This window comes from Streptomyces sp. NPDC059564 (assembly GCF_042735575.1).
Classification (GTDB): domain Bacteria; phylum Actinomycetota; class Actinomycetes; order Streptomycetales; family Streptomycetaceae; genus Streptomyces.
On the sequence record NZ_JBHWBP010000255.1, the window covers coordinates 1 to 11,149 of the forward strand.

10 protein-coding genes and 1 pseudogene are annotated in these 11,149 nt (G+C 72.2%); 5 read left to right on the forward strand and 6 right to left on the reverse strand.

Annotated features, from left to right (window positions below; genetic code table 11):
* Window positions 1-111: 111 nt before the first annotated feature.
* Window positions 112-678: a TetR/AcrR family transcriptional regulator gene (locus tag ACFV0Q_RS30400; protein WP_385009572.1), complete on the reverse strand. Its 567-nt coding sequence runs from the start codon at window positions 676-678 to the stop codon at window positions 112-114.
* A gap of 28 nt (window positions 679-706) precedes the next feature.
* Here ACFV0Q_RS30400 and ACFV0Q_RS30405 point away from each other — a divergent pair.
* Window positions 707-916, forward strand: a pseudogene (locus ACFV0Q_RS30405) (peptidase inhibitor family I36 protein); the annotation flags it as partial.
* Window positions 917-1,135: 219 nt separating this feature from the next.
* Entirely contained in the window at window positions 1,136-1,489 is a 354-nt protein-coding gene (locus ACFV0Q_RS30410; protein ID WP_385009581.1) for a hypothetical protein, read from the forward strand.
* Between the two features lie 279 nt (window positions 1,490-1,768).
* Here the strand turns inward: ACFV0Q_RS30410 and ACFV0Q_RS30415 are convergent, their stop codons facing one another.
* Complete coding sequence (locus tag ACFV0Q_RS30415) at window positions 1,769-2,449, reverse strand: hypothetical protein (RefSeq protein ID WP_385009573.1); 681 nt, start codon at window positions 2,447-2,449, stop codon at window positions 1,769-1,771.
* Between the two features lie 241 nt (window positions 2,450-2,690).
* Between ACFV0Q_RS30415 and ACFV0Q_RS30420 the strand changes: the two genes are divergently transcribed.
* Window positions 2,691-4,727 carry a calcium-binding protein gene (locus ACFV0Q_RS30420; RefSeq protein ID WP_385009574.1) on the forward strand — a complete coding sequence of 679 codons (2,037 nt, stop codon included), beginning with the start codon at window positions 2,691-2,693 and terminating at the stop codon, window positions 4,725-4,727.
* A gap of 87 nt (window positions 4,728-4,814) precedes the next feature.
* Here ACFV0Q_RS30420 and ACFV0Q_RS30425 read toward each other — a convergent pair whose 3' ends face one another.
* Both ACFV0Q_RS30425 and ACFV0Q_RS30430 read right to left on the reverse strand, forming a co-directional pair.
* Window positions 4,815-5,630 (reverse strand): alpha/beta fold hydrolase, encoded by an 816-nt coding sequence (locus ACFV0Q_RS30425; protein ID WP_385009575.1) that lies wholly within the window; start codon window positions 5,628-5,630, stop codon window positions 4,815-4,817.
* A gap of 51 nt (window positions 5,631-5,681) precedes the next feature.
* Window positions 5,682-6,422 carry a class I SAM-dependent methyltransferase gene (locus ACFV0Q_RS30430; protein WP_385009576.1) on the reverse strand — a complete coding sequence of 247 codons (741 nt, stop codon included), beginning with the start codon at window positions 6,420-6,422 and terminating at the stop codon, window positions 5,682-5,684.
* A 460-nt stretch (window positions 6,423-6,882) separates the two neighbouring features.
* Between ACFV0Q_RS30430 and ACFV0Q_RS30435 the strand changes: the two genes are divergently transcribed.
* Both ACFV0Q_RS30435 and ACFV0Q_RS30440 read left to right on the forward strand, forming a co-directional pair.
* A complete protein-coding gene (locus tag ACFV0Q_RS30435; protein ID WP_385009577.1) occupies window positions 6,883-7,134 on the forward strand; it encodes a hypothetical protein in 252 nt (83 codons plus the stop codon).
* Window positions 7,131-8,120, forward strand: a complete 990-nt coding sequence (locus ACFV0Q_RS30440; RefSeq protein ID WP_385009578.1) for a RimK family alpha-L-glutamate ligase — start codon at window positions 7,131-7,133, stop codon at window positions 8,118-8,120. Before ACFV0Q_RS30435 ends, ACFV0Q_RS30440 begins: the two co-directional genes overlap by 4 nt.
* 57 nt (window positions 8,121-8,177) lie before the next feature.
* Here the strand turns inward: ACFV0Q_RS30440 and ACFV0Q_RS30445 are convergent, their stop codons facing one another.
* Window positions 8,178-10,058 (reverse strand): RICIN domain-containing protein, encoded by a 1,881-nt coding sequence (locus ACFV0Q_RS30445; protein ID WP_385009579.1) that lies wholly within the window; start codon window positions 10,056-10,058, stop codon window positions 8,178-8,180.
* A 14-nt stretch (window positions 10,059-10,072) separates the two neighbouring features.
* Window positions 10,073-11,149: hypothetical protein (locus ACFV0Q_RS30450; protein ID WP_385009580.1), on the reverse strand; the 1,077-nt coding region annotated here is incomplete at its 5' end.

Sequence of the window (11,149 nt, forward strand, 5' to 3'; positions counted from 1 at the left end):
CGACCTTCATGACACTCCTCCTTGAGTGGTTAACCACTCACACATGACGCCCGAAAAAGGGCGGGGCTGCACGCCCCGCCGAAAAGCCCAGCCGTCCGGTCGCGCCGGACGTCAGTAGTGCGTGATACCCGCGGACAGCGTTCGAATCCAGGGGGCGTCCACCTCGTCGGCCCCCATGGAGACGATGAGGTGACACAGCATGCCGAGCGCGAAGAACTGCTGGACCTGCTCCTCGGTGCCGCCGGAAGCGCCGCGTACGTACTCCACCAGCCGGGCATAACCCTGCTGGACCGCCTCCCGCACGGCCGGCTCGGAGACGGCCGCGGCTTGGGCGTGGAGCTGGATCAGCATCAGGTCGTTATCGCTGATCAGCAGCGCGTACGAGTCCCCCATGGCCTCCAGGACCACCTCGGCGGAGCTGCCCTTCGCCTCGACCGCCGCCCGCTCCAGACTGGCCCGTACCTGCACGAAGCAGTGTTCGACCACGGCGGTGAACAGCGCCTCCTTGCTCGGGAACAAACGGTAGACGTACGCCTGCGAGATGCCGGCCGCCTTCGCCACCTCGGTCGTGGTGGTGCCCCAGTAGCCGCGCGTCGCGAAGGCGCCGATGGCGGTGCGCAGCACCGTCTCGCGGCGTTCCTCGGCGGTGGACAGCTTGCGGGGGCGTTCGCTCTTCATGTGAGTACTCAACCACTCACACTCTTGTGTGTCAACGCATCCCCTGTGTTGGCGGATCCGGGCTTTCTCGGCGCCGCGCGAGGGGGCGGCCGGGTCCGGCCGACGGTGGTACGGCGCGGTCGGGTCCGCACCCCTCGCCACGGCCACTGAGAGCGCGCCCGCCGCCTACACCTGCAACTCCGGGAACTTCTGCATCTACAGCGGCTGGAACGGTGGCGGGGAACACTGCGAGTTCCCCGACGCCCAGAAGGCGAACACCAGATCCGATCCTTCAAAAAGCAGTAACCGCCTGCGGAACTCCGTTCCCCTCCGCCGATCCGTGTCCCGGCGGAGGGAATCTTTCCCTTTCCGGGGGTGCGGAAAATGCAGTGGTCGTCCGGCCTGCCGTGCCGGTAACGTCCGGTCCCCTGACCAGCCGTTCCGGCACGACCTCCGACGTTCAGTGAGCGCGATATCCATGACCGGCCCGAAAGTGACGACGACCCTGTGGCGCCCGACGGGCCCGGAGGAGCTGGACCTCGTCCGTGAACTGGACTGGCGGGCCTGGCCGCCTCGCCTCCCCGAGCAGCCGATCTTCTACCCCGTCCTCGACGAGGACTACGCGATCAAGATCGCCAGGGAGTGGAACGTGCGGCACAGCGGCGCCGGCTTCGTCACCCGCTTCGAGGTCGGCTCGGAGTTCCTGCGCCGCTACCCCGTCCGACAGGTGGGCGGGCGGACGATCCTCGAACTGTGGGTTCCGGCCGAAGAGCTCGACGAGTTCAACGCCCACATCGTCGGCGAGATCCAGGTGGTCCACACGTTCCGATGATGCGCTCAGTGCGGTGCGGTGCGCGCCGGACACCGGTGCACGGCACCGGAATCCCTGCGCTATGCTTGATCTTGTTCTCGCGGCCGTAAAGACGGTGGTGGGACCGGCGTTGGTGGTCCAAGGAAAGACACCCCACTTCCCGTGGGGGAATGCAGGTGCAAGGCCTGCCCAGCGCTCGATCAAGGCCCCGGCCTCCTCAGGGAAGCCGGGGCCTTCGTTGCTGTGATGAACGCCTTCGGCGCCGGACGCTTCCGCCACGGGAGGGTCCTGCTGTGTCCGTCAGCTCCGGCGGAACCAGCGGCGCACACCGGACGAGCCGGCGGCAGGTGCGGGTGTGGACGGAGTCTGCGCCGGGATCGGGGAAGGCGCCGCCGTGGCAAAGGGCGCCAGCGTCTTGAAGCCGTCGTGCAGGACGACGGTCGGGGTGATGCGGCGCAGCGCGGCCCGTACCAGGGTGAGCGGGTGGTCGGGGAACTCGGCGTCCCACTCCTCGTGGTCACCCACGTGGAACGGCAGTCCTCCCTCGACGCCGGGCCCGTACGGATGCGGGACGAAGTACCGCTCGGGACCCGTACGGGCCAGGACCACGGCCTCACGGACCCCGGTCATCGAGCCCTCGCCGGCCTGGACCTTCACCACGGTGCTGCACGTGGCCCGCGGCACCGTCCAGGAGCCGAGGAAGACCTGCCCGTGGCCGTTCGGCCGCCGGACCTTGACGAGTTGTCCGACGGCGGGGACGGAGTCCACCGTGCCCACCACCGCCTCGATCAGGCCCGCGCCGGCCGAGGCCACGGACCGGGCGAGCCCGTGGCGCAGCCGGTCGGGCTCGTCGAGCGGGGCGGGCAGGTCCGGGACGAGGCCGAAGAAGTGGACCGACAGGACGAGGCCGTGTGCGTCGGTCCACACCCCCGGCTCCTGTTCGGTGAAGCCGGTGAGGTCGAGGCTGGTGATCGGTGTCATGCCGATCATCATCGCCATCGCGTCACCGGCCGCCGCGAGCAGGGGCGGGTGGGCGGTACCGGCGCCCGGCCGGGGAACCCGGTGGGGCAGCCGATCGCACCCCGCGCGCTCCTCCGCCGGGGTGGTTCCCGGAGCTCGGGTGGGCGAGGTACGGCACGGCCCGCGGAGTGCGGCCGGTGCCCGGTACGAAGCTGTGCGCTGCTCCCCGCATGACGCGCGACGACCGGAGGTCCGTACGCCCATGACCCACGCACACCTCAGACCGGCTCAGCGCCGCCGCCGGCCCGGCGGGAGGGCCGGGCTGCCGGCCGCGCTCGGCCTGGTGCTCGTCCTCCTGCTGCCCGGCACCGCCCTGGCGGCCCCCGGCGATCTCGACCCCTCCTTCGGTCCCGACGGCCGGGTGACGACCGTCTTCCCCGGGTACTCGGAAGGCCACGACATCGCGCGGCAGGCCGACGGCAAGCTGGTCGTGGCGGGCCGGAGCGAGGCCGGCTTCGCGCTCGCCCGCTACAACACCAACGGCGGCCCCGACACCACCTTCAGCGGTGACGGCATGGTGACGAGCGACTTCGGCGGTGGCGCCCACGTGGCCAACGCCGTGGCGGTGCAGCCCTCGGACGGGAAGATCGTCGTGGCGGGCACCACCGAGGTGCCCGGGGACGAGGGCGGTTGCTGCTTCTTCTCCGTGGCCCGCTACAACACGGACGGCAGCCTGGACACCGGCTTCGGCGACGGCGGCCTCGTACGGGTCGACGAGTTCGGCGGGTCCGCGGACGGCGCGGACGTGGCGGTCCAGCCCGACGGCAGGATCATCGCCGCGGGCAAGGGCGGCGGTGGCGGCTTCGCGCTGGTCCGCCTGACCGCCGGCGGAAGCCTGGACCCGAGCCTCGTCGGTGACGGGGCGGTGGTCGCGGGCTTCACCCCGACCTCGCCCCAGGACGCCGGCGGCATCGCCCGGGGCATGGCCCTCCAGCCGGACGGCAAGATCCTCGCGGTCGGCTACGTGGGCAACACCGCCTTCGACATCGGCGTCGCCCGCTACAACGGCAACGGCACCCTCGACACCACCTTCAGCGGTGACGGCATGGTGACCGCGGACTTCGGCGGCACGGAGTTCGGCAACGCCGTGGCGGTGCAGCCGGACGGGAAGATCGTCGCCGCAGGTGACGGCGGCGCCGGCGTCGCCCTGCTCCGCTACAACGCCGACGGCAGCGCCGACACCGGATTCGCCGCCGGCGGGCGCACCTCGGTCGGCTTCCCCGGCGACGGCGGGAGCGCCTCCGCCCTGGCGCTCCAGCCGAACGGCAAGATCGTCGTGGCGGGGCAGGCCGACGACCCGAACAGCTCCGAGGCCAACGACTTCGGCCTGGCCCGCTTCAACCCCAACGGCACCGTGGACACCGGCTTCGGCGGCGACGGCTTCGTGGTCACCGGCTTCGGGGACTTCGACGCGGCGCGCGGAGTGCTCGTACAGCCGGACGGCAAGATCGTCGCGGCCGGCTACGGGGCCGGGTTCGCCTTCGCCGTGGCCCGGTACGAGGGCGGCGACGGCACGCCTCCGCCCCCGCCGGCCGCCGACCTGTCGGTGACGAAGACCGGTACGGCCACCGTCAGCATCGGCGACCGCGCCTCGTACACCGTGAGGGTCTCCAACTCCACGGCCTCCACGGCCACCGCGACCGGCGTCACGCTGACCGACACGCTCTCCGGAGCCGGCGTGACCCTCATCTCGGCCACCGCCTCCCAGGGCACCTGCACGACCACCACGACGGCGGCCACCTGCGCCCTCGGCACCCTGGCCCCGGGTGCGAGCGCGACGGTCACGGTCACGGCCGAACCGCGGGCCACCGGCACGCTCACGGACACGGCCAAGGTCACCGCCACCCAGCAGGACCCGGCCACCGCCAACAACACGGCCACCGCCACCACCTCGGTGAACAACGCCCGCGGCTGCACGATCATCGGGACCAGCGGCGCCGACACCTTGAACGGCGGCTATGCCAACGACGTGATCTGCGCGCTCGGCGGGAACGACACCGTGCGCGCGAGCTACGGCAACGACACCGTCCACGGCGGTTACGGCAACGACAACATCGACGGCGGCTTCGGCGACGACACCCTCGACGGCGGTCCCGGCAACGACACCCTGACCGGCTACTACGGCAACGACCGGCTCACCACCACCGACGGCGTCGCGGGCAACGACACCGCCAACGGCGGCAGCGGCACCGACACCTGCACCACCGACGCGGGCGACATCCGCGTCAGCTGCCCCTGACGCCCGGCCCGCCCTTCTCGAAGTGCCGCCGCCGCCCTCGCGGCGGCGGCACGCGCATGCGCCCTCCCGCCGGCGGATCAGGCCCCGTCACCCAGACGAGCGCCCCCCACGACGATGAGCGAAAACGTCGAATCCGAGGAGGAGTTCGAGAAGTCGCCCGGGAGCCCGTAGGGGCAGGTAATGATCGGCGTCGGCGACGACCTCCAGCCGTGCGCCGGGGATGCCGTCGGCGAGGCGTCCGGCGATGACGCCGATCTCCGGGTGGTCGTGATCGCCGACGACGACCATCGTCGGCGCCTCGATCCGGTCCAGACGGTCGACGGCGTCCTCGTCGGGGTCGAGCGCGTGTCCCTTCTCGGCGGCGGCTCCGGCTTCGGCGTTCTCCCGCACCATGGGCTCGATGACGTCGAAACCCGGGGCCCGGTCGCCCAGGTTCGCCCAGAGCGAGAGCTCCAGCTCGGCAATGCGGCGTGCGTCCGATCCACGATGTGCCGCGGCGTACGCATCCATGTCGGGGCTCCGGGGCCACTCGTGCCCGCCGACGGACGCCCCGATCAGCGCCAGCGAGCGGACCCACCCGGGGTGTTCGAGGGCGAAGTCGAGCGCGACCTCGCCTCCCATGCTCAAGCCGACGAGCTCCGCGTCCTGGAAGCCGAATCGGTCCAGGACCGCCAGCAGGTCGTCTTCGTAGCGGAACGGCGCGGTCGCGGGCGTCGAGCGTCCATGACCCCTGGCGTCGTAGCGAACCACGGTGTGACGCCGTGCCAGCGCGGCGAAGACGCGGTTCCACAGGCGGCTGTCGTGGACCGGTCCGTGGAGCAGGACGAGCGGAGGGCCGTCCCCGGCCCTCTCGGCCCAGAGGTGGCCTCCGCCGGCGACGGGGATCGGCTCGGTGGTCGTCATGCCCCCGATTCGATCACACCGCCGCCACGCGGTTGCCCGGCAACCCCTCGGTCAGGCGGTACAGCGGATCATGGTCAGCGGCCGGTTGGCGGCGTAGTCCGCCCAGTACTCCTCGCCGAACTTCTCCACTCCGGCCTCCGAAACGTCAAGCCGGACCCACTCGATCCCGGTGAATCCGGCCGCCGTCAAGGTCTGCTCGTACGTCTCCTTCGACGGCGTGGTGGCCTCGAACGAGACCGGCGGATCCAGCAGGGCCGTGAGCCGGATGCCCGGGCCGATCTCGTTGTCCTTCCCGGTCGACTCGCACAGGAACCCGTACTTCTCCAGCGACGGACCGCCGAAGTCGAAGCCCGGGTTCTGCACGAACAGGTAGAACGCGCCGCCGGCGACGAGACTGCGCCGGATGTTGTGCATCATCCGTTCGATCTCGGAGACGTCGCTCGCGTAGTTGAACGCCTGCACGGCCACGGCGACGTCAAACGGCTGGTCGAAGACCTGCAGGGTGGCCGTGTCGCCGACCTCGTACTCGATGCCGAGGGGCTCGGCCCGTTCGAGCGCGTCGGCCGCGTCGACCATCGCGCCGGAGATGTCGAATCCGAAGACACGGGACGCGCCGCGGCGCTTGAGCTCGCGGCTGTAGAAGCCGGTACCGCAGGCGATGTCGAGCACGGACTTGCCGGTGACGTCGCCGACCAGGGCGAGAAAGCCCGGTACCTCGGCGTAGCGAATGATGGGCAGGGTCTTGAAGCCCTCGAAAGCTTCACCGATACCGTCGTACAACTGACCACTCATCGTGTGGGTCCCCCTCGATTCGTGGCGTCGGCTCTCATGACGAGCCGCGGCCCTCGGCGGGAAGTCTGCTCCGTCACCCATGGGACCCCGTACTGGTCGAACACACAAACCTGCTGGTGGTACCGCCGAGGTGCACACAAAAGATCACAGCTCCTTCGGGTCGGGGATGGCCGGCCCAACGGGCAGGCCGGGCCCGAGGATTGGGCATCGCACCGGTGCGGGCGGCTGCGCCCGCGGCCTTCCGGTTCCACCGTGGCGATCAAGGGGCGCCCTGAGCCGCCGGCCGACGCGGCCTTCCGCTTCGGCGGGGCCGGGCTGTCGGGCCCTGGGCGGGCCCTGGCCCCGGCGGACGCCGCCGTCCTCGCGGTGCGGCCCCGGTACGGCGGTGGTTCAGTGGAAGGAGAAGGAAGCCGGAATCAGGACTCGGGGGCGAGAGAGACGATCGAGGGAGGCCGTGACCATGAACGGCTTCAAGCTTGGCGAGCCCCTGGACCAGAAGCAGGACAGCTTCACCAACACCGCCCCGCCGGTGGTGTTCAGCACCCAGGCGACCGGATTCGTAGAGCTGAAGACACCGCAGGAGCTGCAGGCCTGGGAGGAAGCCCTTCGGACGACCACCGGTCTGGAGGTCTCCGCCGACACCATGGCCGGCCGCGCCTGTGAGACGGGGTGCGGACCCAACTGCTGTTCCGACATGTGCGACGCGGCATGATCCTGGCCCTGTCGTTCCACGAGGACCTGCACGCCATCGCGGTGCAGCACGCGGTGCGCGCCCGCGGTGAGGAGTTCCACATCGTGGAGTGCGATGCGGTGAGCGGCAGACCGGGCCTGACCTGGCACCTGTCCGGGACGCCCGACGGGTCCGGTGCCTCGGCGGCGGTGCCGACGTCGGAGGGCCTGACGGTGTCCCTCGCGCAGGCGGAGCTGCTGTGGTGGCGCCGCGCGCGGGCGGACCAGCAGCTCACCATGTCCGCCGCCGCGTCGCAGGACGCGGGTCTCGGCGCGCAGCAGGTCAGCCTGGTCAACAACGACTGCCGCGGCGCGCTGGCGGGCATCCTCGCCGCCTCGTTCCGCGGCGAGTGGATCTCGCCGCCGGAGGCGACCGACCGGGCGTCGGACAAGGTCTACCAGCTGTGGGTCGCCCGGCAGGCCGGTTTCCGGGTGCCGCGGACGCTGATCACGCAGTCGCGTGACGAGGTGGTCGACTTCACCCGCGCGGTCGGGCGGGTCATCGTCAAGCCGGTCGTGGGCGCGCGGGGCCCGTCCCTGTACACCCGGTGGATCGAGGACCCGCAGGCGCTGCCCGCGGAGTCCTTCGCGGTGTGCCCGGCGACGTACCAGGAGTACGTTCCGGGCCGGCACCACATCCGGCTCAACTGCTTCGGCGAGCGCATGTTCGCGGCGCTGATCGAGACGGAGGAACTGGACTGGCGCCCCGACCTCAACGTCCCGATCACGCGGTGGCCGGTCCCCCGGGACCTCGCCCGGCGGGTCCGTACGGTGCTCGACCGGCTCGGGCTGCCCATGGGCGTGATCGACCTGAAGCTCACGCCGGGAGGCGAACCCGTCTGGCTGGAGGTCAACCCGCAGGGGCAGTTCCTCTTCCTGGAACCGCTCACCGGCGAGCCGCTGACCGAGCACTTCGCCGACTATCTGATCACGACAGCCGCGGCCGCGAACGGCGGACGCCGCCGCTGAGGGCCGTCTTCAGGCGATGAAGCCCAGCGCACCAGCGAGGACGTCCACACACTCGGACTACGGAAGCTCGGGAGCCTGCCACCACGAGCCGCCGGCGGGGGCGAGCTTCCAGAGGCGGTCGGCGGAGGGGTAGGAGGTCTGGAGTTCTGTCCGGCTCTGTCCTGCGGGGTCGACGGGGATGTTGGTGAGGGCCGCGTCGATGTTGGCGGCGGGGCGCCAGACCCACCACGGGGTGTCGGTGTCCTGGCGCCGCTCCTCGCGCACGCTCCAGTTCTGCGCCTCGGAGCCGTCACAGGTACGGACGACCAGGGCGGTTCCCCGGGCCGGCGGGGCGGCGGCGGGCTGGAGGCACTTGCCGGCGTGTTTGTTGCGCAGTACGAAGGTCCACAGGCGGTCCTTGGCGTCCCAGGTGCCACGGGCGGTCCACACCTCGGAGGGGTGGTAGGGCAGGCCCGGGCCCAGCACCACCACCGGGGTGTTGTCCGCGGTGTTGCCGCCGTCGAGGGCGAGGCGGCCGCCGTTGGAGAAACCGATCAGGGAGCGGTCGGTGAACTCGTACACCTTGCTCGTGGCGACGGTGAAGGCGCGGGACGCGCTCGGCGGGGAGGTCACCCCGTCCAGCGTCTGGGTGGCCGTGAGGGCGTACGGTCCGGGCGTCAGCGGCGGGACCGGGGCGCACGACCAGGCGCTGTCGGTCACGCCGGCCTGGCAGACTTCCGCGCCCGAGGAGTCCCGTACGGTGACCCTCGCCCCCGGCATGCCCGATCCCCCGATCCGGGCCGTTTTCGGGGTCTCCCAGGCACCCTCCTCCGGTCGGGTGATGGCCGGTGCCGGTACCTCGAGCCACTGCAGCACCACCCGGCCGGAGCTGCCGTTGGTGTCCGTGGCTCCGCCGCCCGTCCCCGCGTCGGAGCGCAGCGGGTCGCCGCTTTCGGCCGGATCCCGCCCGTCGCCGGGCGTGAGGCGCCGGTTGGTGACCGTCGAGGCCAGGAACCCCGAGCCGCCACCCCCGCCGGCGGCGATGGTGGTGGGGTTGTTGACGGCGCCGCCGCCCCCGCCGGCGTAGCCCGCGCCTCCGCCACCACCGCCCTCGTACAGGGTGCTGCCCTCGTAGTCGTAGCCCCCTCCTCCGCCGCTGCCGCCGAACGAGGGGATGGGCAGGGTGCCGGCGGCCCCCGGTGAGTCGCCCCGGCCTGGCGCTCCGGCGCTCCCGGCGTTCCCGCCGTCGCCGCCGTTGGCGTGGGAGGTTCCGCCCCGGCCGCCGGTCGCGGCGGCGGCGCCCCGGCCCGCCTCCGCTCCCTGCCCGTTGGTGCCGCTCCAGCCGATGCCCCCGTCCGGGCCTCCGCCGGAGCCGCCGGAGGTGGTCCGCGCGCCGCCGCCTCCGCGGTTGGATCCGGCGCCGCCGCCACCGCCGGCGAGGGCCAGTGCCTGAGACGTGGCGGGGGCCCAGATGCCGGACATGCCTCCGCCGCCGGCGCCTTGTCCGCCCTTGCTGGTGCCGTTGCCGCCGGTGCCGCCCCCGCCCCAGCCGCCGGTGCGGCCCTGGCCGCCCTGGCCGACGACGATCCGCAGCTGCTGTCCGGCGGTGACGGGGAGGGTACCGCCGGCGAAGCCGCCTCCGCCTCCGCCGCGGTCGGTCTGCCATCCCGCGCCGCCCGCGCCCCACGCGCGTACGTCCAGTTCCCTGGTGGCGGGGACGGTGAAGTCCTGCACCGCGCCGGTGTAGGTGAAGAACCGGCACCGGTTGTACCCGGCGCCCGGACTGCACTCCTGCTGCGCGGCGCGCTGGGCCGGGTGCGGCGCCGGGTGCTGCGGCGCCCCGGCCGCGGCGGCACCGCCGGGCAGCCCGGCCGTCAGCATCGCGCCGAGGACGGCGGGCGTCAGGATCGCCGCGGCGACGCGTGTGGCGCGCCGGTCCGGCTCCGTCGTGAGTCCCATCCTTCTCGCCCGTCTCATCGCAGCCGTGCCCGGTCGGTGGAACCCGCGGGATCGCCCGCGTTGTTGGGGGTGGGGGCGGAGGGCCGGTTGGAGCGGCAGCGCGCGTATTCGGCGTCGGTGAGCGGCCCGGTGCGCTGGTAGACCCGGTCGGAGAGGCCGGGGGCCGGGGTGTCGATCACGGTGTAGAGGCGCCACTCGTTGTTGGGATCGGCGGGGGTGGAGGTGGGGTTGGTCTTGAACCAGCCTTCGGTGCGCTTGCGGCCGGCCTGGGTCTCCAGCCAGGACACCTCGTCGGGGTTGACCACCTCGGTGACCTGGCGCGCGGTGTCCGGGCTCCAGGCGGGGGTGACGCCCAGGCCGGTGGTCAGCTGCTGGTTGACGTTGGTGGGGGCGCCGGCCCCGGCGGGCGGGATGCCGGCGCTGGCCGGCAGGTCGCTCAGGGTCCGGGAGGAGAAGGAGACGGGCCGGGTGCGCTGGAGCTTCTCTCGGGTGCAGTTGAGATAGATGTCGCCGTTCTGCCGGGCGGGCTCGTAGTAGGAGAACGAGTAGTCCGGGTCCTCGGTGAAGGTGCAGGCGTTGGGTGAGCTGTTGCACTGGGCGACGGCATCGGAAACGGAACGGCTGTCGTTGCCGAGGAAGGCCTGCGACGCCGGGAGCCGTTTCTGCGGGACGGTGCGGTCCAGGGGCGGCGGCACCTGGGAGGCGGCGATGTTCGCGATCAGCGGGCCGCAGGAGTACAGGCCGCCCGCCGTGGTGGAGGTGAAGGTCAGCAGCGGCTCGTACTCGTCGGCGGTGAAGGTGTACGAGCGCTGCTGCGTCCATGCCCCGGTGCCGGGCTGGTTGGGCTGTTTGTTGGGGTCGGACCGGGTGGTCACGGGCTGGGGCTGGCCGCCGGCGCCCCGGACGGTGTACGTCTGGCCCTGCGCGACCATGGCCGGGGTGCAGCTGGCGTCGGTGCCGGGGCTGTCGTCGAAGGTGACCGTGACCCGGGCCCCGGGGCGTACCCCGCGCAGGCGCTGCTTGAAGCTGTAATAGGTGGCGGTGTCGGCGTCGGTGGAGCCGGGGGTCCTGCGCAGCATCACCGCCACCTT